Source organism: Actinomycetota bacterium (genome assembly GCA_040757835.1).
Classification (GTDB): Bacteria; Actinomycetota; Geothermincolia; order Geothermincolales; family RBG-13-55-18; genus SURF-21.
In genome coordinates this window covers 259,644-284,234 of sequence record JBFLWJ010000003.1, presented here as the reverse complement: position 1 = coordinate 284,234, position 24,591 = coordinate 259,644, and the positions used below count along the sequence as shown (strand labels likewise).

At 66.4% G+C, this 24,591-nt stretch carries 20 protein-coding genes and 1 tRNA gene; 12 read left to right on the top strand and 9 right to left on the bottom strand.

Annotated elements, in window-relative coordinates:
* Positions 1-11 precede the first annotated feature (11 nt).
* Entirely contained in the window at positions 12-254 is a 243-nt protein-coding gene (locus AB1384_05195) for an AbrB/MazE/SpoVT family DNA-binding domain-containing protein (protein MEW6553662.1), read from the top strand.
* Between the two features lie 181 nt (positions 255-435).
* On the opposite strand, the gene rsmA is transcribed toward AB1384_05195, so the two are convergent.
* The gene (rsmA, locus tag AB1384_05190; protein MEW6553661.1) at positions 436-1,278 is read right to left on the bottom strand and encodes a 16S rRNA (adenine(1518)-N(6)/adenine(1519)-N(6))-dimethyltransferase RsmA; all 843 of its coding nucleotides are present in this window, start codon (positions 1,276-1,278) and stop codon (positions 436-438) included.
* Between the two features lie 190 nt (positions 1,279-1,468).
* Between rsmA and ispE the strand changes: the two genes are divergently transcribed.
* A complete protein-coding gene (gene ispE, locus AB1384_05185; protein MEW6553660.1) occupies positions 1,469-2,356 on the top strand; it encodes a 4-(cytidine 5'-diphospho)-2-C-methyl-D-erythritol kinase in 888 nt (295 codons plus the stop codon).
* Positions 2,357-2,381: 25 nt separating this feature from the next.
* On the opposite strand, the gene rbr is transcribed toward ispE, so the two are convergent.
* Positions 2,382-2,957, bottom strand: coding sequence for a rubrerythrin (gene rbr, locus AB1384_05180; protein ID MEW6553659.1), 576 nt, complete (start codon positions 2,955-2,957; stop codon positions 2,382-2,384).
* Positions 2,958-3,346: 389 nt separating this feature from the next.
* Here rbr and spoVG point away from each other — a divergent pair, with 389 nt between their 5' ends.
* The 4 genes from spoVG (at position 3,347) to AB1384_05160 (ending at position 6,247) form a co-directional block, all read left to right on the top strand.
* Complete coding sequence (spoVG, locus tag AB1384_05175; GenBank protein ID MEW6553658.1) at positions 3,347-3,628, top strand: septation regulator SpoVG; 282 nt, start codon at positions 3,347-3,349, stop codon at positions 3,626-3,628.
* Between the two features lie 22 nt (positions 3,629-3,650).
* Positions 3,651-3,724 (top strand) — tRNA-Gln (locus tag AB1384_05170).
* A gap of 172 nt (positions 3,725-3,896) precedes the next feature.
* A complete protein-coding gene (glmU, locus tag AB1384_05165; GenBank protein MEW6553657.1) occupies positions 3,897-5,285 on the top strand; it encodes a bifunctional UDP-N-acetylglucosamine diphosphorylase/glucosamine-1-phosphate N-acetyltransferase GlmU in 1,389 nt (462 codons plus the stop codon).
* Positions 5,282-6,247, top strand: a complete 966-nt coding sequence (locus AB1384_05160) for a ribose-phosphate diphosphokinase (protein ID MEW6553656.1) — start codon at positions 5,282-5,284, stop codon at positions 6,245-6,247. The genes glmU and AB1384_05160 overlap by 4 nt, the downstream gene beginning before the upstream one ends.
* A gap of 41 nt (positions 6,248-6,288) precedes the next feature.
* Here AB1384_05160 and AB1384_05155 read toward each other — a convergent pair whose 3' ends face one another.
* The 5 genes from AB1384_05155 to AB1384_05135 form a co-directional block, all read right to left on the bottom strand.
* On the bottom strand, positions 6,289-6,849 hold the full coding sequence (locus tag AB1384_05155; GenBank protein MEW6553655.1) for a hypothetical protein: 561 nt from the start codon (positions 6,847-6,849) through the stop codon (positions 6,289-6,291).
* On the bottom strand, positions 6,846-7,424 hold the full coding sequence (locus tag AB1384_05150; GenBank protein MEW6553654.1) for a hypothetical protein: 579 nt from the start codon (positions 7,422-7,424) through the stop codon (positions 6,846-6,848). Before AB1384_05150 ends, AB1384_05155 begins: the two co-directional genes overlap by 4 nt.
* 259 nt (positions 7,425-7,683) lie before the next feature.
* Entirely contained in the window at positions 7,684-8,238 is a 555-nt protein-coding gene (gene pth / locus AB1384_05145) for an aminoacyl-tRNA hydrolase (GenBank protein ID MEW6553653.1), read from the bottom strand.
* A gap of 63 nt (positions 8,239-8,301) precedes the next feature.
* On the bottom strand, positions 8,302-8,988 hold the full coding sequence (locus tag AB1384_05140; GenBank protein ID MEW6553652.1) for a 50S ribosomal protein L25: 687 nt from the start codon (positions 8,986-8,988) through the stop codon (positions 8,302-8,304).
* Between the two features lie 146 nt (positions 8,989-9,134).
* Entirely contained in the window at positions 9,135-9,692 is a 558-nt protein-coding gene (locus AB1384_05135) for a hypothetical protein (GenBank protein ID MEW6553651.1), read from the bottom strand.
* A 163-nt stretch (positions 9,693-9,855) separates the two neighbouring features.
* Between AB1384_05135 and AB1384_05130 the strand changes: the two genes are divergently transcribed.
* From AB1384_05130 to AB1384_05115, 4 genes are all read left to right on the top strand, one after another.
* A complete protein-coding gene (locus tag AB1384_05130) occupies positions 9,856-10,488 on the top strand; it encodes a hypothetical protein (protein MEW6553650.1) in 633 nt (210 codons plus the stop codon).
* 222 nt (positions 10,489-10,710) lie between these two features.
* Positions 10,711-13,947, top strand: a complete 3,237-nt coding sequence (gene mfd / locus AB1384_05125) for a transcription-repair coupling factor (GenBank protein MEW6553649.1) — start codon at positions 10,711-10,713, stop codon at positions 13,945-13,947.
* 106 nt (positions 13,948-14,053) lie between these two features.
* On the top strand, positions 14,054-15,499 hold the full coding sequence (gene mazG / locus AB1384_05120) for a nucleoside triphosphate pyrophosphohydrolase (GenBank protein MEW6553648.1): 1,446 nt from the start codon (positions 14,054-14,056) through the stop codon (positions 15,497-15,499).
* A gap of 102 nt (positions 15,500-15,601) precedes the next feature.
* Positions 15,602-18,082, top strand: coding sequence for a SpoIID/LytB domain-containing protein (locus AB1384_05115; protein ID MEW6553647.1), 2,481 nt, complete (start codon positions 15,602-15,604; stop codon positions 18,080-18,082).
* A 203-nt stretch (positions 18,083-18,285) separates the two neighbouring features.
* Here AB1384_05115 and AB1384_05110 read toward each other — a convergent pair whose 3' ends face one another.
* Both AB1384_05110 and AB1384_05105 read right to left on the bottom strand, forming a co-directional pair.
* Positions 18,286-19,287 carry a glycosyltransferase family A protein gene (locus tag AB1384_05110; GenBank protein MEW6553646.1) on the bottom strand — a complete coding sequence of 334 codons (1,002 nt, stop codon included), beginning with the start codon at positions 19,285-19,287 and terminating at the stop codon, positions 18,286-18,288.
* Between the two features lie 101 nt (positions 19,288-19,388).
* Complete coding sequence (locus AB1384_05105) at positions 19,389-22,118, bottom strand: hypothetical protein (protein MEW6553645.1); 2,730 nt, start codon at positions 22,116-22,118, stop codon at positions 19,389-19,391.
* A gap of 343 nt (positions 22,119-22,461) precedes the next feature.
* Between AB1384_05105 and AB1384_05100 the strand changes: the two genes are divergently transcribed.
* A complete protein-coding gene (locus tag AB1384_05100) occupies positions 22,462-23,280 on the top strand; it encodes an ABC transporter permease (protein ID MEW6553644.1) in 819 nt (272 codons plus the stop codon).
* Positions 23,280-24,488 (top strand): ABC transporter ATP-binding protein, encoded by a 1,209-nt coding sequence (locus AB1384_05095; protein MEW6553643.1) that lies wholly within the window; start codon positions 23,280-23,282, stop codon positions 24,486-24,488. The genes AB1384_05100 and AB1384_05095 overlap by 1 nt, the downstream gene beginning before the upstream one ends.
* Positions 24,489-24,591: the final 103 nt, after the last annotated feature.

The window sequence follows — 24,591 nt, the reverse complement described above, 5'->3', positions numbered from 1 at the left end:
GTGGGCTACACATGAAAGCGACCGGAATCGTAAGGAAAATCGACGAGCTCGGACGGATAGTCATCCCCATGGAGCTGCGCCGCACTCTGGACATCAAGGAGCGCGACCCCATAGAGATATTCGTCGACGGCGAGAAGATCGTGCTGATGAAGTATCAGCCGGGGTGCATCATATGCAACAACCCCGACAAGATAAAGACGGTCAAGGGCAGCCGCATCTGCCAGAAGTGCATCAACGAGATCAAGCGCAAGTAGCCTCGAGAGGAAAACGACACGAGCCGGGACGGATCGGGACAGGGGGGTAAGGGTTCCGTTCCGCATCGATACCTGAAGGGCGGGCGCCGTTCCCGCCCTTACTCATGCCCGGTCAGCGACCGGTCACCCGTGGCTTGATGGCGCGCCGGGCACGAACCGCCCTTGGCCCGGGCTTGCCCGCTCACAGCCGGCGGAACATCTCCAGGAGCTGCTCGCAGGAGAGCTCCTCCGCCCGGGTGCCCGGCGGCAGGCCCGCGTCCAGCAGCGCCCCCGCGACGGAGGCGCGCGCGCAATAGGGGGTGCGCCCGCCGCCGAGCGAGTTTACCAGCATCTTCCTGCGGGCGGAGAAGGCGGCGTCCACGAAGCGGAAGAAGGAGTCGATATCCACCCGGGAAGCCTCCCCGCCTCTTCTGTCGATTCGCAGCACCGCCGATTCCACCCGCGGCGGGGGGAGAAACACGGTGGGGGGGACCCAGGCCAGTCGCCGCACCTCGCCGAGCAGCCGCATCTTCACCGACACGCCGCCGTAGGCGGGGCGGCCGGGCTGCGCGATGTAACGCTCCGCGAGTTCGCGCTGCACCGTGACCACCATGCCGGTGGCCTGGGGGAGTTCACGCAGCAGGCGCAGGATGAGCGGGGTGGCGACGTTGTAGGGCAGGTTGGAGACCACTTTCACGGGCTCGCCGGCGGCGAACAGGCCGGGCAGGTCCACGTGCATGGCGTCTCCCGCGACCACCTCCAGGTTGGTCCGGGGACCGAGGGTCTCGTCCAGGACGGAGAGGAGGCGCCTGTCCATCTCAACCGCCACCACCCGGCCGGCGCGGGCGCACAGTTCCTCGGTGAGGGTACCGATGCCGGGACCTATCTCCAGCACCGTGTCCCTTTCGTTGAGAGCGGCGGCGTCCACCAGGCGGGCGAGGACGTTGCCGTCCACCAGGAAGTGCTGGCCCAGGGCGCGTGTGAGGCGCAGCCCGTGTCGCTCCAGGATCTCCGCCACCACGCTTGGCCTGGCAAGTTCACCCATAACGAATCTCCCGCAAGGCTATCGGCTGATACAACCGGTTCATCTCTATTATGCCGCACCGGGCCATGCTTTTACGGATCAAGGCCGAGGGGTCACGCCCGGAAATCGGCCCGGCCTCTCCTCGGCCTCGACCCAAGCGTGCCGTGGGCTGGTAAGATGGAGGCGGAAGTGGTCGCGGAGAGGAGGAAGGGTGCGCAGCAGGGTGGTCATAGAGGCACCGGCCAAGATCAACCTCTACCTCGAGGTGGGCCCCGCGCGCCCGGACGGCTACCATCCCGTACGCACGGTGCTGCAAACGGTGGAGGTCTGCGACCTGCTGGCCGTGGAGGTGACCGACGGCGGGTCGGGCCTGCACCTGGAGGTGGAAGGCGACGCCCCCCCGGGGGAGGACAACCTCTGCCTCCGCGCCGCCGCCGCCTTCCTGGCCGCGACGGGGCTGCGCATGGGCATCAGGATCGCCCTCACCAAGGCCATCCCGCAGGCGGCCGGCCTGGGTGGCGGGAGCTCGGACGCGGCGGCGGTGCTGCGCGTGCTCAATTTCATCGCAGGCGAGGCCTTGGGCAGGGAGGAGCTGCTACAGGTGGCCTCGACCCTGGGTATGGACGTCCCCTTCTTCCTGGTGGGGGGGACCGCCCTAGGGGAGGGGAGGGGCGAGCGCATAACCGCGCTTCCCCAGGCCCCGCCCCTGCCGGTGCTGTTGGCCAACCCGGGCAGGGGACTTTCCACGGCCGAGGTCTACCGGCGTTTCGACGAAGTGGGTGGGGAAGACCCGCCAGTCCCCGGTCCCGCGGACCTCATCACGGCGCTGCACCGCGGCGACGCCGGAGCCATCGCTTCCCTCCTGCACAACTCGCTGCAGCCCGCGGCCTGCGGGCTCATGCCGGAGGTGGGATCGCTGCTGCGGGCGGCGGAGCGGGCGGGTGCGGCCGGGGCCCTGGTGAGCGGCAGCGGCCCCACCGTTTTCATCTTGCCCGCCGGCGAGGGACGGCTGGCGGACCTGGAGGCGGAGATGAGAAGGTACGCCCCCATGGTTATCAGCACCAGGTTCCGCCCCTCCGGCGTCAGCCGCGCGGGCTGACTGGCCTCACCCAAGCCGTGAAGCGCTACCAGTTCTCCGAGAGCAGCTCGAAATGGTCCCGCGGGTGGGCGCAGGCCGGGCATTCCTCGAGAGCCTCGGTGCCCTCATGGAGATAGCCGCAGTTCAGGCAGCGCCACACGACGGGCTTGTCCTTCTTGAAGACGGTCCCGTTCTCGACATTCGCAAGCATCCCGAGGTAGCGTTTCTCGTGCTGTTTCTCGGCCACCGCGATGGATTCGAAGACCTTCGCGACCTCCTCCAGGCCTTCCTCGCGCGCCACCTTGGCGAAGTCCGGGTACATCTCGGTCCATTCGTAGTTCTCCCCGGCCGCCGCCGCCTTGAGGTTCTCGGCGGTGGTCCCGATGACGCCCGCGGGGAATGCCGCCCGCACCTCCACGTCGCCTCCCTCGAGGAACTTGAAGAGGCGCTTGGCATGCTCCTTCTCCTGGCTGGCGGTCTCCTCGAAGGCCAGCGAGATCTGGACAAACCCTTCCTTCTTGGCCTTGCTGGCGTAGAAGCTGTACCTGTTCCTGGCCTGCGACTCCCCGGCAAAGGCGGTCAGCAGGTTCTTCTCGGTCGCGGCCCCTTTCAATCCTGCCATCACACTCTCCTTTCCGTCCTTCCATGCGGTCTCATACACACTGAGCCCCCGGGTCCGGGCGGCGCCGGGCCGCAGTGGCCGTTCTGCTGGCAGAGTGGATTCTACCACGTTCGCCGCCACTTCAACATGTTCCAGATCGTCCCGGAGCGGACCCCGGCGGGACGGCGGGAGGCCGTTCCGCTGCGCGGGAAGCCGTCCCGGGCCGGGCCCGCCGCCGCGCCGCAAGGGTGTAGGCCACTATTTAAACCCCCGCGGCGAACATAGTTTACAGAAAACGTTTAGCAAACCAGACAAACGGCTTGAAAACGGAGCTTGAGGGGCATAATATATTAACAAGTTTCCTGTCGGTTAAATTGGGACGAACGAGCTACTTAGGGGGGACACAAGTCTTGGAGATCACAAGGGTAACCGTACGTGAGATCGACATGAACATGGTCAAAGGAATCGCCAGCATCATCCTAGACGACTGCTTCGTCATCCACGATCTGCGTGTTGTGGACGGAGACCGCGGATATTTCGTGGCAATGCCCTCCCGGAAGCTCCCAAACGGAGATTTTAAAGACATCGCTCACCCCCTGAACTCGGAGACGCGGGAGAAGATCCAGGAAGCGGTCCTGCGAGAGTTCTTCAAGGTCAAAAGGGGAGAGAGCGAGCCGCTCCAAGAGGATTAGGGCGATAAGCGTGCCTCTTCTCTGGGGCGTCGCCAAGTGGTAAGGCAGCGGCCTTTGGAGCCGCTATCGTAGGTTCGAATCCTACCGCCCCAGCCAGCTGACCGAGGGCCCCGGGCCCTCTTTTTTTATCCCCGAGTTGGACTGTCACTACCAGTCCTATACAATAATGCCGTCGGGAGCATCCAGCCGGATGGCGGCGCGGACCCGGCTGATCCAGGCGCGTGACTTGCTGGATTCCCTGTTCAGCGAGGCGGTGTAAGGAGAGAAGATGAGGCGCACGGCGCTGGTGCTGGCGGCGGGAGAAGGTACCCGCATGAAATCGGACAGGCCCAAGGTCATGCACCATGTCTGCGGCCGCCCCATGCTCTCGTGGGTCCTGGATGCCCTTGAGCAGGCCAGGGATACGGGGCATATCGGCGATATCCTGGTGGTGGTGGGCAGGGGTGCCGACGAGGTACAGGGCGAGGTCTGCGAGCGGGCCGCCTGTGTGGTGCAGGAGGAGAGAAAGGGAACGGGGCACGCGGTCATGGTGGCCGCCCCCGACATCAGCGCCGATGAGCTGCTGGTAGTGACCGCCGACTCGCCGTTGCTCACCCCATCCACCCTGCGCGAGCTGTGCGAGAGCCACAGCTCCGGAGGCGCGGCGGCGACCGTCCTCACCACGGTCCTCGACGACCCCACCGGTTACGGCAGGATAGTGCGCGACGAAAAAGGCCAGGTAAAAGGCATTGTGGAAGAGGTAGAGGCCAGCCCCGCGCAGAGAGAGACCAGGGAGGTCAACACCTCGACCTACGTCTTCCGCTGGCAGGAGCTGAAAAAGGTCCTGCCGGAACTGGGCACCGCCAACGCCAAGGGAGAGTACTTCCTCACCGATGCCATCACGCTGCTGGCGCAGGCCGGGAAGGCCATCTCCGCCCATATCACCCCGGATGCCTCGGAGGCCCTGGGGGTCAATTCACGCGAGCACCTGGCCCAGGCCGAGGCGGTGATGCGGCAGCGCATCAACCGCCGCTGGATGACCGAGGGGGTGACCATGGAGGACCCCGCGACCACCTTCATCGGCGGCGAGGTGACCATCGGCAGGGATACCGTCCTGCGTCCCCTGGTGATGCTGGAGGGGACCACGGCGGTGGGGGAGGGTTGCGTCATCGGCCCCAACACGCGCATCGTCGATTCGCGCCTTGGCAGAGGGGTCACGGTCGAGCAGGCCACGGTGCGGGAATGCGAGCTGGAGGACGGGGTGGAAGTGGGCCCCTATGCCAGCCTGCGCCCGGGCAGCGTCTTCCGCGCCGGCTCCAAGGCGGGCACCTTCGTGGAGACGAAGAAGACGGTGGTGGGCAGGGGGAGCAAGGTGCCGCACCTCAGCTACATGGGCGACGCGGAGATCGGCGAGGGCGTGAACGTCGGGGCGGGCAGCATCACCTGCAATTATGACGGCGTGAGCAAGCACCGCACCGTCATCGAGGACGAGGCCTTCATCGGGTCCGATACCATGTTCGTGGCCCCGGTGCGCATAGGCAGGGGGGCGGTGACCGGCGCGGGCTCGACCATTTCCAGGGACGTCCCGCCCGGCGGGCTGGGGGTGGAACGCAACCAGCAGAAGAACATCCCGGAATACAGGAAGAGGGGCGGAAAGAAGGAGGAGGAGCGGCCTTGAAGGAGGTAACGCGCAAGAAGCTGATGATCTTCAGCGGGAGGTCATATCCCGAACTGGGGCGACAGATCGCCGGCCACCTGGGCATAGGTCTGGGCAAGGTGGACCTCAAGACCTTCAGCAACGGCGAACTATACGTCAGGTTCGAGGAGAGCGTGCGCGGCTGCGACGCCTTCGTCGTCCAGACCTGCTCCGAGCCCATCAACGACAACATCATGGAGCTGCTGATCATGATCGACGCCCTGGAGAGGGCCTCGGCCAAGCGCATCTCCGCGGTGGTCCCCTATTACGGCTACTCGCGCCAGGACAAGAAGACCCTGGCCAGGGAGCCCATCACCGCGAGGCTCATGGCGGACGTACTCGCCGTGGCCGGAGCGGACCGCATCCTCACCATGGACCTGCACGCCGGCCAGATACAGGGTTTCTTCTCCGGTCCCATGGACCACCTCACCGCCGTGCCCCTGCTGGCCTCCTATATCTCGCGCCAGGACTTCCCGGACCTGGTCATCGTCTCCCCCGATGCCGGGCGCGTGAAGATGGCCAACAAGTACACCGACCAACTGGGCGTGCCCATGGCCATACTCCACAAACGCCGGCCGGGCCACAACCAGGCCGAGGTGCTGCACGTCATCGGCGAGGTGGAAGGAAAGACCGCCGTGCTGGTGGACGACATGATCGACACCGCCGGCACCCTGGCGGCGTCCTCGGAAGCTTTGATCAGGAACGGCGCCAGGGAGGTCTACGCCTGCGCAACCCACGGCATCTTCTCCGGGCCGGCCAGGGAACGGCTGGACGCGAGCCCCCTGAAAAAGGTGGTGGTGACCAACACCCTGCCCATCCCCGCGGAGCGCCTGAGCGGTAAGGTGGAGGTGCTCTCCATAGCCTCCATCTTCGCCAACACCATCGCCAGCGTCTTCAAGGACGAGTCGGTGAGCGAACTCTTCGGCGGCGACAACATGCCGTAGAGGTCGGTCTCATCCATCGATTCGAGGCCCCAAGGGCCGGGTCACCGCGTTATCTGCCGGTAGAGCGCCTCGGTCTCCTCCTCCAGCACCTCGATGCTGGCGCCCAGCTCCTGGATGCCCCGGCTCAGCTCGTCGAGGTAGTCGAGGGTGGGCATGAGCGCGGTGGGGTCCTCGGCATAGGGCAGGCCCTGCAGCACCGAGCTGGAGGCCGCGATGAACTCCGAGTAGGCGCTGATGAGCTGCTCGTTGAGGCCGCAGAGCTGCAGCAGCCGGTCGGCGTAAGGGTTGAACTTCTCGCTGTCTTCCGCGCCGAGGAGCTCCGCGGCCTGCTTAGCGGAGAGGAAGGCGGAGGAGGCGGTGGGCAGCAGGTCGCGGGCCTCGTCGATGAGGGCGTCGGCGTCTTCCTCCACCGCGCTGATGCCCGTGGAGCGCAGCAGCTCCTCCATCTGAGAGGGGAACTTCTCGACGCCCACCAGCACGGCCCGCGCGGAGATGTAGCTCGACCGCGCCTCCCTGGCGTATTCGCGGGCGCTGGAGCCGCAGCCGGCGGCGGCGGCCAGCGCCAGCAGCAGCACCAGGACGAGTGCCGGCGCCTTTTTCACAGGCCTTCCTCCCGGTAATAGCGGTCGGCCTCGGCCGCCTCGGCCGCCCCCTGCTGCAGCAGGTCGTTCACCTCGGTGGTGAGGCTGTCGATCTCCTCCACGTAGTAGGAGAGCTGCTCCTGGCTCTCGGCCATGGGCAGGACGTCCAGCATGTCCCAGACGGAGGTGAGCAGCAGGCGGTTTACCGCCAGGGCCTCGCTCTCCGTCTCCAGTGCCGCCAGCGCGAGCCTGGCGTACTCCGCATAATCCCCGGCCCCGTCCATGGACTCGACCTCCCGCAGGATGTCCCTGGCCCGGGCGTAGTCGGTCTCCAGCTCGTCCAGGTCCATGAGGGCTATCTCCACCAGGGACTTGCCCTCGGCGATGGTGTCCTCCACGTTGGAGGAGCGCGTGCCCAGGGCGTTGAGGCGCTGGTTCAGGCTCATGAGGTCGTCTTGAACGGACCGGGTCGCCGCGATCACCCCCACGGCTTCTTCCACCTTGGACTTGGCCTCGGAGTTGCCGCAACCCGGCAGGGCCAGGACCACCGCGAAAAGCAGCGCCACCATCGGGATCACGATCCTGTTAGCTTTCATCTCCGTCGTTTCTTCTCTCAACGGCGGGCTTATTCCTCTAAACAAGCCCACGAGCCTCATCCTTCATCCGGTTTGACGTCACGGAGGAGGGTTATGTCACATAATGCTTGATACGTCGTTGGCGATAAGGACGGACGTGTCTTCTATGAGGAAGAAGGAATAGATAATCGAGAAGACGGATATGGGAACCCCGACAAAGCCGGGAAAGCATTCGCGGTCGGCAATCCCGCGTTGATCTCCAAGAGCGCCCGAAGAGTGCTCAGTTGTAGAGGTTCATGGCGGTCTCCAGGCCGTCCATGACCACGGCCTCGGCAGCCGCCGCCGCTTTCTCGCACCAGGAGAGAAAATCGTCCAGGCCGGGGCCCTTCATCTCGGCGAGTACGTACTTGGCGGGGTCCATGCCCTGCGGGGGACGGCCCACTCCCACCCGGATACGCGGGAAATCCTGCGTACCGAGGTTCTCGATGAGGGACTGCACGCCCAGGTGGCCGCCGGAGGAGCCGCCCTTCCTGATGCGGATGGTGCCCTCCCTGAGGTCGATGTCGTCGTGGATGACCAGGATGGAGGCCGGCTCCACCTTCAGTTTGCGGCGCAGCTTGCGGGCCGCCTTGCCGCTGAGGTTCATATAAGTGAGGGGACGGGCCAGGTAGACGTCCTCGGTATAGAACTTGACCTCCGCGAGGTCGTAGCCCTTTTTGGGCTTGAGGGCCACGCCGTGCTTGCGCGAAAGCTCCTCCACCGCCCAGAAGCCGGCGTTATGCCGCGTCCTGCGGTAATGCTCTCCCGGGTTTCCCAGGCCCAGGATCAGGAACATACAGCCTCCCCATAAACACAGGGGCGGTTTTCCCGCCCCTGTGAGACCGACTTCGAATGCAGGTTATTCCGGCTCTCCGCCGGGAGCGGCTTCGCCCTCCGCGGCTGCCGCCGGAGCCTCCGCCGCCCCCTCCGCGGGCGCGGCCTCGCCTTCCACGAAGAGCTCCTCCACGACCCTTGCCTCCTCGCGTACGCGCTTGGGGGTGACCGCCGCGACAATCTCATCGGGGTTGTTGATATACCTTATCCCCTCCATGGAGGGAAGGTCGCTCACCCTAAGGTTCTCTTTGAGTTTGAGGCCGGACACGTCGACCTCGATGACCTCGGGCAGGTCCCTGGGCAGGCAGGCTACCGTCACCTCGTAGAGGTAATGCTGCATGATCCCCCCTGCCTTGACCCCGGCCGGCTCTCCCGTGAAGTGCAGCGCCACTTCGGCGTGGAGTTCCTCGTCGCCGCGTATCTTCTGAAAATCCACATGCAGGATGTGGTCCTTGATGGGATCGCGCTGCAGCTCCTTTAACACCACGGTATGGGGGTCCCCCGCGTCTCCCTCGACCTTGAGGCCGAGGAGTCCGTGCAGTCCCTTCTCGTGCCGGAGCAGCGATTTGAACGACCTCTCATCGAGGGATATGAGCATGGGATCGAACCCGTGACCGTAGAGGACGGCCGGTATCCGCCCAGCATGTCGCATCCGTTTCGCCGCCTCTTTCCCCTTCTCCTCGCGGGGCACGGCTACCAGTTCCGCTTGCATCTCTCGCCACCTCTTCTTCCTTATCGCCCACTTTCGGGCCGGTCCAACCATACAATTATAGGGAAGAGCGGGTAGGGTGGCAACAACGGGGCGTGGGTTGTTATCTAAAATTCAAAACTGGACAGTTTAAGCTTGAAAACTGGACACTAAGATATTCCAACTGGTGATCTGCCCGAACTGCCACCTGACTCCTCCGCTCGACCGGGCTTTAATTGAAGCCTGGAGAAACAGTCCGGACGGAGGGAGGAGACATGGAGCAGATCCACAGGAGATTCACCACCGAACAGGTAAAAGCCTTGCTCAAGGGATACCTGGAGAAAAACCTGGAGCGCAGGGAGGTGGAGGAGATCCTGGGGATAGGCAAGGCACGCTTCTTCTCCCTGCTCCGGGAATACAGAGAGAATCCGGATGGCTTCAGCGTGGAGTACCGCAGGTCCTCGCCGGCCAGGATCCCCGCACTGTGGGAGAAGGGGATCGCCCGCGCCATCCTCGAGGAGAAGGAGCTCATAGACAACCCCGCCCTTCCCATCACCAGCTACAACTACTCGGCGGTCAGGGACCGTCTGGTCGGACAGGGAATAGAGGTATCCCTGCCCACCATCATCGACCGGGCCAAGGGGATGGGATGCCATAAGCCGCGCAGGAAGAAGAAAGCGCATGACCGCGAGGTGGTGACCGCCGCGGTGGACGCCCTCATCCAGCACGACGCCTCCCATCACCTCTGGTCGCCCTACGCCCTGGAGAAATGGGCCCTGCCAACCTCGCGATTTTTCCCGCCTGCTCCTCTACGCCGATTTCTGGGGCGCCGAGAGCAGCTGGGCCCATATCCGGGCCGCCGAGGACGTTACGCGCCGATTCGGCATTCCCTTGCGCTACTACGTGGATTCCCTCTCCGTCTTCCGCTACGTAAAGACAAGGGACGGCGTATGGAGAAGGCACGTGGCCTTAACCGGCGACGTGGACCCCCAGTGGAAGAAGGTGATGCGCGTATTGGGTGTGGAGGTGGTCTACGCCCTCTCCCCCCAGGCCAAAGGCAAGGTGGAGAGGCCCTACCGCTGGCTGCAGGACCGTATCGTGAGGACCTGCGCCCGGGAGAAGCTCTCCACCATGGAGGAGGTGCGGGCGGTCCTCAAGGAAGAGGTGGACCGCTACAACAATCGCCAGGTCCATTCCACCACCGGGGAGATACCTGCTGTGCGCTTCGGAAAGGCGCTCTCGGAGGGAAACAGCCTCTTCAGGCCCTTTGCCATCCCCAAGCCCTATTCCCTTCCCCGGGACGTCTTCTGCCTGCGGGAGAGAAGGATGGTGAACAGCTATCGCAAGATAGAGATCCATAAGCACGATATACCAGTGCCCGGGGTGACCCTGCACGACGAGGTCGATGTCCATCTCATCCCCGACGTGAAGAGGGGTGCCATGGAGCTTAGGATATGGTGGGGGGATAAGATGGTCAAATCGGTGGTCTATCCATTGGGAGAGTTTCCCAGGGTCCACTTTTAAACCTTAAAGTGTCTACTTTTCAATTTTTCCTAACACAACGGGGCGTGGGGTGTGGGGTGTGGGGAGGCAGGTAATGGCAAGCGGGGTCAGGCCTTCCAGGCGCTGACCCCCACCTACGGTGAAAAGAACGGGCGTGGGAGATAAGTAGGGTGTTGTATTATAGTACGGAGGCCTGGGTGCTGTGCATCGAGGCCCGTTCGGCGTGTGCTGGCAAGGAGAGACATGGAGATACTGCGGGAACTGGAGGGACTGGTAGAGGAGAGCCTGGGCCCCTGGCCGCGGGAGTCGCTGGCCGGGGGAGGTGGCGGCATGGCGGTCAAGGCCGAAGAGGAGCTTCACCCGTTCCTGGCGGCCTCCCTCTTTCGTGCCGTGTCCGGACCGCTGCTGGCGGTGGTGCCGGGAAGGGCGGCGCAGGAGGAACTCTCGCTGCTCCTCAAGCTGCTGCTCGGCCCGGAGGCGGTGCGACAGCTGCCCTTCCGCGAACTGGTCATCGCCGGGGAGCACGGGGAGGACCCGGAGGCGGTGGCGCTGCGCTCGCGCGCCCTGAGGGCGCTGGGCAGGGGCGAGCGTGTGGCGGTGGTCTGCGAGGCCCGGGCCCTCACGCAGCTCTTCCCAGCCGCGGAGAAGGCCGTCTCGCCGCTCCGCTTCGAGGTCGGGGCCGAGATGGACATGGCCGGGACGGCGCGGCGGCTCTCAGAGGCAGGCTACGTCCGGGACTACCTGGTGGAGGGGGCGGGGCAGTTCTCGGTGCGTGGCGGCATCCTGGACGTCTTCGACCCCGGCTGGCCCCGGCCGGTGCGGGTGGAGTTCTTCGGCGACACGGTGGAGAGGATACGCCACTTCAACCCCGTCGACCAGCGCTCGGACGAGGCGCGCGAGGAGGTGGAGATCTTCCCGGTGGTCCTGCCGGATGCGGGCGGTGGCGGAATGGGACTGCTGGAGCTGGCGCCGGAAGGGACGGTGGCCGCCCTGCTGCAGCCAATGCTGGTTAGAGAGAAGCTGCGCGCCCGGGGCGAGGACATGGACCTCGCGGCGTGGGCGCGCGGGAAGCCCTTCTTCACGGTGGAACTGGACCCCATGGCCCCCTACCCCACGGCGGCTGTCCCCAGTCTCGGGGCAACGGAGTACCGCGGCCGCCATGAAGATCTCCTCGCCGACCTGAGGCAGCTCCTCGCGGACGGCTGGAGGGTCGCCGTGCTGATGGACACACGGGGCCGGACGGAGCGGCTGCGGGAGATACTGGGCGAGGAGGGCATCGGCGTCAGGCCGGGTCAGCCCATGCGGCCGGGGACGGTGACGCTGGCGGAGGGGAGCTGGACCCGGGGGTTCCGGCTGACGCGCGAGAAGGTGGCGCTGCTCACCGAGGGCGATATCTTCGGGAGCGTGCGTATGCGCCCAGCCCCCGCTGGCGCGGTATCCGGCAAGCCCGTGGAGGGCTGGTGGGACCTGGACGAGGGAGACTACGTGGTACACGTCAACCACGGCGTGGCCGTCTACAGCGGGCTGGTGGAACGCGAGGTGGACGGAGCGGTGCGCGAGTACCTGCTCCTGCGCTACGCCGGGGACGACGCCCTCTACGTGCCCACCGACCGCATCGACCTCGTGCACCGCTACGTGGGGGTGGAGAAGCCGGCGGTTCACCACCTCTCCGGCCACCACTGGGGGCGCGTCAAGCGCCGCGCCCGTTCCGCGGTGAAGGAGATGGCCATGGACCTGCTCGGCCTGTACGCCGACCGCATGGCGGGGGAGGGCCATGCCTTTGGCCCCGACGACCCCTGGCAGCGCGAGCTGGAGTCGTCCTTCCCCTACGCGGAGACCCCCGACCAGGAGCGGGCCATCCGCGACGTGAAGCGGGACATGGAGAAGGCGCGGCCCATGGACCGCCTGGTCTACGGCGACGTCGGTTTCGGAAAGACGGAGGTGGCGGTACGAGCCGCCTTCAAGGCGGTCATGGACGGCAAGCAGGTGGCGGTGCTCGTGCCAACCACGGTGCTGGCGCAGCAGCACCAGCGCACTTTCGCCGAGAGGTTCGCTTCCTTCCCGGTGCGCCTGGAGAGCCTGTCGCGTTTCCGCTCTCCGCGGGAGCAGAAAGAGGTACTGGAGAAGCTGGCCACGGGCGAGGTGGACGTGGTCATCGGCACCCACCGCCTACTGCAGGACGACGTCAGGCCCGCCAACCTGGGGCTGGTCATAGTGGACGAGGAGCACCGCTTCGGGGTGGCCCAGAAGGAGCGCCTCAAGGCCCTGCGGCGCAGCGTGGACGTGCTCACCCTCACCGCCACCCCCATCCCGCGCACCCTGCAGATGTCCCTCTCTGGCATCCGCGACCTCAGCATCATGGATACCCCCATCGAGGAGCGCTACGCGGTCATCACCTCGGTGGGGCCTTACGACGACGAGCTGGTGCGCGAGGCCGTGCGCCGGGAGCTGGCCCGCGAGGGGCAGGTCTTCTTCGTCCACAACCGGGTGCGCAGCATCGAGCGGACGGCGAAAAGGCTGCACGAGCTGGTGCCGGAGGCGAGGATCGTGGTGGGGCACGGCCAGATGAAGGAGGGCCGGCTGGCGGCGGTCATGGACGATTTCATCGCCGGCCGCGCCGACGTGCTGGTGTGCACCACCATCGTGGAGTCCGGCCTGGACATCCCCAACGTGAACACCCTTATCGTGGACGCGGCGGAGAACCTGGGACTGTCGCAGCTCTACCACCTGCGGGGCCGGATAGGGCGCGGCAACCGCCAGGCCTACGCCTTCTTCCTCTTCCGCGAGGGGGGCTACCTGAGCGGCGGGGCGTTGCAGCGCCTCAAGGTAATCCGCGACTTCTCGGAGCTGGGGTCGGGACTGCGCGTGGCCATGAAGGATCTGGAGATCAGGGGGGCGGGCAACCTCCTGGGGGCCGAGCAGCACGGCCACGTGGAGGCGGTGGGCTTCGAGCTGTACTGCCGCATGCTGGCGGAGGCCGTGGACGAGCTGCGCGGGGTGAGCCGCCCGCGCACCTCGGAGGTGACCATCGACCTCCCCCTGCGCGCGTTCATCACGCCGGAGTACGTGGCGCGCACCTCGCGCCGTATCGAGCTCTACCGGCGCCTGTCGGAGGCGGCGAGCGCGCAGGAGATAGACGCCCTCGAGGAAGAGGCGCGCGACCGTTACGGCCCGCCTCCACCGGAGGCGGAGAACCTCTTCGGGGTGGCGCGGCTGCGCCCGGCCTGCCGGGCCGCGGGGGTGCGCGAGGTGGGCCGTGACGGCGACGACCTGGCGCTGCGCCTGAACGCGGAGGGCGCGGCGAGGGCGGAGGCGCTGGCGGGAGCGGCCGCCGCCGAAGGGCGTCCCTGGCGCGGCTCGCGCTACCGCGGGACCCTGCAGGAGCTGGTCCTCTATTTCGAGCCAGGCTCCTGGCCCGAACGCGGCCGCGATTATATGGAAGGAATTACCAGCATGCTCTATTCCGTCGCCACCGCGTGACCCGGGCCCTGGAGAGCCCCCACCCAGGACAGCCGGGCGCAGGGCGATGGCGGTGGGCGGGGAACGCCTCCTGCTAGAATAGGATGATGATCGCGAAAGGCCTCTTATGAGCGGACAGAAGCCGGTGGTGCACGTGCTGGGGCTGGGTCCGGGACCCCTGGGCCTGGTGACCCTGGAGACCCTGGACATCCTGCGCGGGGCGGGTGAGGTGCTGCTGCGCACCGCGCGCCACCCCTGCGTACCCGGGCTGGAGGCCCGCGGCGTCAGGTTCCGTCCCCTGGACCGCCACTACGAACGGGGCGCTTCCATGGATGAGGTCTACGCGGCCATAGCGGCGGAGGTGGTGGAGGAGGCGCGCCGCACGGGCGAGGCGTTCTATGCCGTCCCCGGTTTCCCCATGCTGGCGGAGCGCGCGGTGCAATTGCTGCTGGCGGAGGCGGACGTGGAGGTGCGGGTGCACGGGGCGGTGAGCTTCCTCGACGCCGTCCTCGCGGTCCTGGGCCTGGACGCGGTGGAGGGGCTGCTGGTGCTGGACTCGGACCGCCTGTTGGAGCGGGGCTACGGCATCCTCGACCCGCGGGTGGAGACCCTGCTGTCCCAGGTGGACTCGCGCCTCAAGGCCTCCGGGGTGAAGCTGGCGCTGCTGGAGGTGTATCCCCCCTCCCACGTCCTGCGAGTGGTGGGCGCGGCGGGCACACCGGTGGAACGGGTGGAGGAGGTCCTCCTGGAGGAGCTGGACCACGGGGAGCGCTTCGACCACCTCACCACCCTTCATGTCCCCGCCCTTCCCGCCGACGAGATACACGACTTCCAGCGGCTGCTGGAGATCATCGCGCGCCTGCGCGGGCCGGGGGGCTGCCCCTGGGACCGCAAGCAGACCCACGCCTCCCTGGCCCGCCACATGGTGGAGGAGGCCCACGAGGCGGTGGAAGCCATCCAGCGCCAGGACTGGCAACACCTCTCAGAGGAACTGGGAGACCTGCTGCTGCAGGTGGCGCTGCACGCGCAGCTCGGCTCCGAGGAGGGCACCTTCGACGTGCGCGATTCCCTGCGGTCCATCAACACCAAGCTGGTGCGCCGCCACCCCCACGTCTTCGGCGAGGCGGAGCTGGAGACCCCGGAGGAGGTCATCGCCCGCTGGGAGCACATCAAGGCGGAGGAGAGGGGAAAGCCCTCGGTGCTGGACGGGCTGGCCGAGGGGCTGCCCGCCCTCCTCTACGCCTTCAAGATGCAGACCCGCGCGGCGCGCGTGGGCTTCGACTGGGAGGCGGCCGAGGACGTCCTGCCCAAGCTCGCGGAGGAGCTGCGCGAGATCGAGGAGGCGCTGCGCGGCGGCGGGGACCTGGAGATGGAACTGGGGGACATGCTCTTCACCCTGGTCAATATCTGCCGCCACTACAAGGTGGACCCCGAGGTCGCCCTGCGCGCCTCGGCGCGGAAGTTCGGCCGGCGCTTCCGCGACATGGAGGAGAGGTGCGGCGCGCAGGGACGCGACATGGGCGCGATGACCCTGGAGGAACTCGACCGCCTGTGGGAGGAGTCCAAGGAATAACGGCGCGCCCGGGGTCGACCCCGGCCCGTGCCACCGGCGGCCCGGAGCGGATACGCCACCGCGGCGGCGGCCGTGAGAACGATCGGAGCCGAGGAGGGGACCTTGCGGAAGACACTGGCGGCGGCGGTCATGGCGGCGCTGCTCCTGGCGCTGATGCTGCCCCTGGGGGCGGGGGACGCCCAGGCCCTGCAGGAGACATACGCATTCACCGGCTCGGGCTGGGGCCACGGCGTGGGCATGTGCCAGTACGGCGCCAGGGGCATGGCCGCGGCCGGCTTCGACTACGTGCAGATACTCACCTACTACTACCAGGGGACGCAGGTCGGCGGCTGGTCCTGCCCGCCATCCATACGGGTGGGGCTCCTGGATGGGCAGTCCGCCATCAACCTGGCGGCGGAGTCCGGCTCGTTCGCCTTCTTCACCTCGGACGGGGACGTCCCCGGTGCCGTCATGACCCCCGGCGGCACCTGGACGGTGGCCGCGGACGCGGCGGGCGCTTTCTATATCCTGCGGCCCGACGGCAGCCGCGTGAACGACGCCAGCTACGGCAGCGCCAGCAAACCCCTGTACGTGCGCGGCGCGGGCGACGGGGACGTGCTGCGCCTGCCCCAGAACGGCAACCACGGCGTCAGCCACCTCTCCGCCATCACCCCGCTAGAGCTGGACCTCTACGCCTCGTCCGGCTCCTATGCCCTGCGGGCCGTCCTCATCAGTTGGTTCGAGACCTACCTGCGGGGGATCGCGGAGGTACCGGGGGGCTGGCCGCTGGAGGCGGTGAAGGCGCAGGCGGTGGCGGCGCGCTCCTATGCCGTGCGCGGCATGGGTAAGCATGCCGCGTCCGGTTATGACCTCTGCGATGACGTGCACTGCCAGTACTACAAGGGGTCCGACCAGGAGAAGGACACCGGCTGGGTGCAGGCGGTGGACGCCACGGCGGGGCAGGTCCTCGTCTACGGGGGCGGGGTGGCGCAGTGCTTCTACTCGGCCTCCTGCGGGGGGCACACCGACAACAACGAGGACGTGTGGTTCGGCTCCCCCGTGGCCTACCTGCGCGGCGTCCCCTGCCCCTGGTGCGAGGACCCCGGAAACAACCCCTTCGCCTCCTGGACCGTCACCTATTCCCGGGCGGAGATGGAGGCCCGCCTCAACTACCGCAGCGGCACCTACGTGGGCACGCTCTACGGCATGGACCTCTCCGACCGCACCCCCAGCGGCAGGGTGCGCTACGCCTACTTCACGGGCAGCGCGGGCACGGTGCGCGTCAGCGGCGAACAGCTGCGCGGCTATCTCAACCTGCGCTCCTCCATGGTCAACCTGGGCAGCGACGGTTTCGACGAATACATCCTCCTGGCCAATCCCGGCCCCGAGACGGCGGCGGCAAAGGTCAGGCTGCACTCGGCCCGGGGGGAGGAGACGGAGGTGGCGGTGGAGCTGCCCCCGATGTCGCGGCGCACCGTGCACGCCGACGATCACTTCCGCGCGGAGGAGATATCCGCGGAGGTCACCAGCGACAGGGGCATAGTGGCGGAGCGGGCCATGTACTTCGACTACCTCGGGGAGTACGACGGTGGCTCATGCGAGCACGGCGCCACGGCGGCGGCGATGGAATGGAACCTGGCGGAGGGGTACACCGCCCAGGGTTTCGACACCTGGGTCCTGGTTTACAACCCCGGGGGGGAGGCGGCCCATGTCGTCATGGACCTCCTGCGCGACGACGGCCACACCGGGCGTGTGGAGATGGACGTGGCGGCGAGGTCGCGGGCCACCCTCTACGTCGACGGGGTGCCTGGGTTCGAAGCGTGCGCCCTGGCGGCGAAGGTGGGCTCGGACAAGCCGGTGGTGGTGGAGCGGGCCATGTATTTCGACAGCTACGGGAGGGGGGGCGGCCACGTGGCCCTGGGCGCCACCTCGCTCTCCAGCACCTGGCTCTTCGCGGAGGGCTACACCGGGGGCGCCTTCGATACCTGGCTCCTGGTGGGCAATCCGCACGACGCGGCGGCCCGGGTCAGGTTCGACCTCTACGTCCCCGGAGGGGAGGGCGGCCGGAAGGTGGAGGTGGAGGTGCCGCCCCATTCCCGCTACACCCTCAGCGCCGACCAGTACCTGCCCGGCGCGGAGGTGGCCGCCCGGGTGGAGAGCGACCTGCCGGTGGTGGCGGAGCGGGCCATGTACTTCGATTACATGGGGAGGCGGGGAGGGTCCTGCGCGTTGGGGGCGGCCGCCGGAGCGGGCAAGTGGTACCTTGCCGAGGGCTACACGGCCGGCGGGTTCGACACCTACGTCCTGGTGGGAAACGCCTCGGGAGAGCCGGCGAGGGTGAAGGTCTCTTTCCTCACCAACGGGGGTCTCGCCAAGGAGATCTTCTGCGACCTGGCGCCGCTATCGCGCTTCACCCTCAACGTCGACGCGCATTTCCCTGAGGCCGAGATATCCGCGATCGTGGAGGAGACCAGCGGCAGGCCCGTCGTGGTGGAGCGGGCCATGTACTTCTATCACCTGGGGCGCCTCGGGGGCCACGCCGCGCTGGGCATGCCGCAGACCTCCACCACCTGGCTCTTCGCCGAGGGCTACACCGGCTCATAGTGCCCGGGCCGCCAGGTAACGGTCCTCGTTCCGGTGCTTTTATGGCCCGGCGACAAGGCTGGTCGTCGTCGCAGGCTCCTCCGAGCACCTTGCTCGCCGGGCGAGTGGCAGCGCAGACGGATGCTCCGACCGACCCGGTCGAGCCCGGGCAGGCGTCTTCATATAGACGACACCCGGACGGTCTGCCCTGATCCCTGCCGTCGCTATGCATGTGCCTGGGCTCTTCTGTGGTTGACTCCATAGAATCGTGACTTGAGCCAGCCGCGGAGGTAAGTATAGCGCCTCCAGGGGTATCTCTCGAAGAGGTCCAGGGCGCGGAGGCCCGTTTTCCCGCAGCAGGTCAGGGCGAGCCAGGGGTAAGGGTTGGGCCGCAACGGGTAGGCGGCCACCGCTCTCAACAGGGCCTGCCTGGCCCGCTTCGGGTCGTCCCTGATGTAATAGAGGCCGATCCAGTAGTGGCACACGCTCCGCGCCTTGTCGCGGCGCGCGAACTCGTCCGCGAACTTCTCGAGCTGTGCCTCGAAACCATGGGCCATCTTGCCGTAGTCCACGGTGACACGCTCATGGCCGTGCAGCCCGTATCTCAACAACGGTTCCCTGACGAAGTCGAAGTAACAGGTCCCGCCCATCCTCCTCCACATGTCCAGGTCCTCCAACGCCTGGATGGTCTCGTCGAAGAGCCCGCCGCGGTCGAAGATCTCCCTTCTGACCACGACGGTCGAAGGCGTGCCGACCACGTTAGCGACCATGAGGTCATCGAAGAGGTAACCCCGCTTCCTCGCTACCCGGGCGTTCACGGTACGCCCTGTCTCCAGTTCCACGTGAAGGAGCCCCGTGTAGACCGCCCCCGCACGGGGGTTTGCCCGGAACCTCTCCATCTGGAGTTCCAGCTTGCGGGGAAACCACTCATCGTCGTCGTCCAGGAAGGCGATGAAGTCTCCCGAGGCGTTGAGGATCCCGGTGTTGCGCGCCGCCGAACCGCCCCTGCACTCCGCGTGTCTCAGGTACCTGACGCGGCCGTCCGCGAGGCGTCCCACCGTCTCCCCGGTGTCGTCCGTGGAAGCGTCGTCGACCACGAGCAGCTCGAGATGGCGGTAGGTCTGCTCCAGGACGCTGCGCATGGCCAAGGCAAGGAGCCTGGCCCGGTTGTGGGTCGTGATGACCACGCTGACCAGGCTCTCGCGAGTGCGGTCCAAGCCATCCACGGTTTCTCCTTTGCCGCGGTGGAGCCGGTCTTTGATACCAGACATGTTACAGGAAAACACTTCGAGATGTTTCAAGATGGGTGACGGACGGGCATACCCCGTCAGGGGCCGCCCACGTGGACGCGGATGACGGTGGCCTCGCCCATATACTGGGAACCCATGACCTTCAGGCGCAGGGTGAGGGTGTATTCCCCGTCCTCGTACGGGGTCTGCAGGGTGATGGGGAAGGAGAGCTCCTGCCCGGGGGAGACGTCGCACGGGATCATTCCGACCTGGCCCACAACGAAACCCGGGTCGTCCACCTTGTTCCACAACGCGGAGATGGCGATGGCGCCTTTGTCGACGATGCTCCCCGCCAGCATCCCGCCCCGCCTCCACCGCGTATCGCCCAGGTTCGCCGCGGTCATCTCCAAGGAGAAGACGGTAGCGCGGTTGAAGGAGAGCACCGCCTCCTCGCCGGGAGGACCGGGCGCTTCCCGCGCCTGGTCCCATGCGAGCGTCCCGTCGGTGGCGTGGTTGGAGTTGGTGGACGGCATGGCGGCCACGGTGACGTCCGTCTCCCAGGTTTGGCCGTCCAGGATGCCGCCGGAGGCGATGATCTCCAGGTGGTAGGACCCGGTCTCCCCCGGCGCCACCGCGACGAAGGAGCTGGCGGCGCTGTCCCCGGGTTGCAGGAAGAAGGGGGCGAAGAAGTAGGTCTGTCCCGTCATCTCGACGTTACCGTCCTCGTCCACCCAGCGTAGCTTGAGGTGCTGCCTGGTCTCGTCCAGGTTCGAGAAGCGCGCCTGGGAACGGTTCAAGAAACCCAGCGAGGCGTTGAAGGTCGCGCCGGGCTCGAAGGTCCGCGGCATGAGGGCACGTACCTCCAACCCCGCGACACCGGCCGTCGCTACGGCGTCCAGGCGGTAGAGGCTTATGCCGTCGTCCGGGTACTCCTCCAGAAGCTCCAGCTCCGGCGTCGCGTCCAGCTTCTCGCGCATGTCCTCACGGTAGTCCTCGGGCAGGTCGCCCCAGCGCCACACCACGTGGTTGACGCCCGCCGCCGCCAGGAACTCCAGGGAGCGCGTCCCGGGGAAGCCCTGCATCTCCACCAGCGCCCGGCGGTAGAAGATGGGATAGTAGCCGCTGAGGCCGTTCAGCAGGGGCTTCCAGTTGAAGATGGAGTAGTACATGCTCTCCTGCTCCCGCAGCACGGACTCCATGTAGTTGTCCGGGTTGCCCCAGTTGAGGTCCATGGGATCCGTGAAGACGGTGCAGTTGTAGATAAGGGGCATGGGCGTCTCCACGACCACCGCGTCCTCGATGCGCGCGAGGTCGCGGTAGACCTCCGGCACGGCATCGCCGGTGACCATCTTTACCGTGGGCATGTCGACCACCAGGAACTCCAGCAGCAGGAGCAGGATGACCACTACCACTATGGCGGCGCCCAGGAGGTTGAGGCGGCGTCGCGCCAGGGCGCGGCAGATGTAGGCGCAGGCGTAGGCGACCACCACGCCCATGCACATGATCACCAGGATGTGGTAGCGGATGGGGAAGCGCACGAACTGGAATATCGGCAGCTTGTGCACTACCTCGAAGACGATGTTCCTGATCCCATGCGGATCGGCGCCCAGGGAGAGGACGGCGGAAAAGCCGCCCAGGAGCAGGAAGAAGACGAAGTAGCCGCCGCTGAGGGCTCTGCCCTCCGCGCCATCGTTGCCCCGGGACGCGCCCCCTCCTCCGCCGGGAGGGGGGGAGCGCCCCTCGGGCGGCAGCCCTTCCTCCCCGCCCGCCGCTCCCCCCTGCGCGGGTACCGTCCCACCCGGCTCCGCGGGGGTGGAGACGGCGTCCGTTCCGCGGCCGTTCCTCTTCACCAGGGACAGCAGGAAGAAGACCACTGCGGCCAGGGCCAGGGGAAAGAAGGTGAAACCGGGGAAGAGGGCGTTGCCCGCCCCCGCCCCGGTCTCGGTCTTGAGCCCCAGCTTGTCGTAGAAGAAGTCGCCATAGGTGGAGTAGAGCCAGTTCTCCGGGTAGACGCGCCAGTAGTCCTCCGCGGAAGCGCTCTTTATCTCCGCCAGGGCCGGGTTGATCTCCCGGTCCGATATGTTGCGGTGCAGGCGCAGGTAGGGCAGGGCAAAGGGCACGATGAGCGCGGCGCAGAGGGCGAGGACGCCGAAGACGGCGAGCAGGCGCCTCCACTGCGCCCTGCCGTCACGCGTCAGCAGGCGCCAGGCGAAGAAGAACGCCAGGGGTATGGCGGAGAAGGCGAGCTGATACCAGCTGAGCAGGGCCTGGGCCAGGAAGGTCAGCCCGAGGCCTACCAGGTTTCCGGTGCCGCCGCGGTCGCAGTACTTGAAGAGGAAGAAGAGGAGCAGCGGCTGGAAGCAGTAGATGCTGACGTGCACGTGGATGATTGCGGAGAAATGGTACGGCGCCAGGGCGAAGAAGACCCCGGCGGCCAGCGCTGCCAGCCAGTTGTCAGTCAGGTACCTTGCGAGCAGGAACATGGTATAGCCGCAGAGGGCGAAACCGATGAACAGGAGCACGTTGTAGGTGAGCACCGGGTTGCCGGTCACCCAGTTGATGGGTATGGCGACGACGCTGAAGGTCATGATGTGCTCGGAGAAGGCCAGGGAGTCCCGGGAGGGGTAGTTGATGTTCGCCTGGAAGAGCGCGGTGGGATCGGTGCCCAGGGCGTGGCCGTCCCAGGACATGATCCAGACCTGAAGCGGGGTGTCGATATGGGGCCTCACCACGGTGTCGGTCATGTTGGTGGTGACGGGGAGGGCGAAGAGGAAGGCGAGGGCCAGGAAGAGCATGATGATCAGCAGGTGGTCCCTCAAGAATCTCACGTCTACCCGCATCCTCCCGTGTTCCCGGCCGGGCCGGCCGCAGCTTCCCGCCTTGCGCCCCCCAGCCCTTTAGAGCCCACCCGCACGGGGCGGGTTCCGGTCCGGGAGGCCCACCGCTGACCTGCCGCGCCGCGCCCGTCCCCCGCACTGCCGCCCCGGTGGCTCGTTTTACTAAGACTTCTTCGCGCCCCGTCCTCCATCTCCCTGCTCCGCGTGATCATAACCGGCGCGGCTGCCCCGCCAGCACCGCCACGCCGCCGCCGGCAGCCTGCCCGCGCCACCCCGCCCGGGGCGGTCGGCCTCAACTTGCCTTTAAAGGTGGCGTACTTTATGTTGTTTGAATATGAAAGAGAAATTGCGGCGGCTGTTCGAATACCGTGAGCTGCTCTTCAACCTCACCCGCAAGGAGGTGAAGGTCAAATACAAGAACTCCTTCCTCGGGTTCCTGTGGTCGCTGGTGACGCCGCTGATGATGCTGGTGGTCTACTACGTGGCCTTCGGGATCATCTTCAAGATGCGCGGAGAGGGCATGTCCTACTACGCCTTCTACCTCATGGCCGGCATCCTGCCGTGGAACTTCATGTCCATCTCCCTGATGATGGGGGTGGCATCGCTGGTCAACAACGCCGACCTCATGAAAAAGGTCTATTTCCCGCGCGAGACCCTGACCCTCTCCTACCTTGGCTCCTCGTCCTTCCATTTCCTCCTGCAGGAGCTGGTGCTGATCATCTTCATGCTCATCTTCCGGGTGCCCATGACCTGGTGGATACTGGCCTTCCCCCTGGTCCTGCTGCTGCAGCTCACCTTCGTGGGCGGCCTCTCGCTGCTGCTGGCGACCTTCAACGTCTTCTACCGCGACGTCATGCACTTCCTGGAGATCGTGCTGATGGCCTGGTTCTGGATGACCCCCATCATCTACCCCATATCCCTCATCTACGACAACCTGCCCGGCTGGGCGGAGAAACTGTACATGCTCAACCCCATGGCCCATATTATCCTGCTGTGGCAGCGCATCGTATATAACTCACCGGTAAACGGCCCGACGGCCTCCTACTGGTCCCCGTGGGGCCTGCTGGGGACGGTGGTCTTCTCCGTCGTCCTGCTGCTGGCCGGGTATTATACCTTCAGCCGCCTGGAGGGAAGATTCGTGGAGTTCATCTGATGGCGCCCAGGGAAATAGGCATACGGACCAAATCCGAGGTCCCGGTCATCGAGCTGCGGGGGGTCAGCAAGAGCTTCCGCCTCTACCACGACATCAACTATTCCCTGAAGGAGAAGGTCATCAACTTCCGCAAACGCGGTTACGAGCTATTCTGGGCCCTGCGGGACATCGACCTCACCATCTACAAGGGCGAGACCATCAGCATCATCGGGCCCAACGGCTCCGGCAAGTCCACCCTGCTGCGCATGATGACCGGCATCATGAGCCCCAACCAGGGCAGGATAAACACCCATGGCACCATCGCCGCCCTGCTCGAGCTGGGGGCCGGTTTCCATCCCGACCTCACCGGCAGGGAGAACATCTACTTGAACGCCTCCATCCTGGGCTTCAAGCGGCAGATGCTCAAGGGCATCGTCGAGGAGATAATCGCCTTCTCGGAGCTGGGCCCCTTCATCGACAACCAGGTGAAGAACTACTCCTCCGGCATGTACGTGCGCCTGGGGTTTTCCATCGCCATCAACCTCAATCCGGACATCCTGCTCATCGACGAGGTGCTGGCGGTGGGCGACGAGTCCTTCCAGGTGAAGTGCCTCAACCGCATCGCCGGCATGCAGCAGGAGGGGAAGACCATCGTGCTGGTCACCCACAACGCCGGCATCGCCGAGAGCATCAGCGACCGCGTGTTGTGGCTGGAGAAGGGCGTGGAGAAGATGCTGGGCGACCCGAGCGAGGTCACCGACGCCTACCACGAAGCCATGCGCCAGCACCCCGAGGGGAGCGAGTTCGGCACGCGGGACATCGTCATCGACCGCGTGGAGCTGCTGGACGCGGGGGGCCGGGAGGCGGAGGAGTTCGAGACGGGCGACCCCCTCACCCTGCGCATGCATTACGAGGCGGTGAAGCCCGTCGACGACCCCGTCTTCGGCTTCGGGTTCTACGACCCCATGGGCTTCATGGTCTACGGCACCAACACCCGCCTGCGGGGCATCGACATCGACCGAGTGGAGGGCAGGCACTGCATGGAGTTCCGCGTCCCCTCCCTGGCCCTGCTGGACGGGAGGTATTACGTCTCCGTGGCCGCCCACTCCCGGGACGGCACGGTCAACTATCACTGGCTGGATAAACGTTACCATTTCGAGGTGCACTCTCCCCACCGGGAAGAAGGCTATTTCGCCATGGAATGCGATATCTCCATGATCCCGGAGTAGCCCGAGGGCGGGGCAGGGAAACGGCATGACGCGAACGAAGACCATATTGCAGACGACGTAGCACGCAGCGGTGCTGCCGTGCCGGCGTGGGATGTTCCCCGGT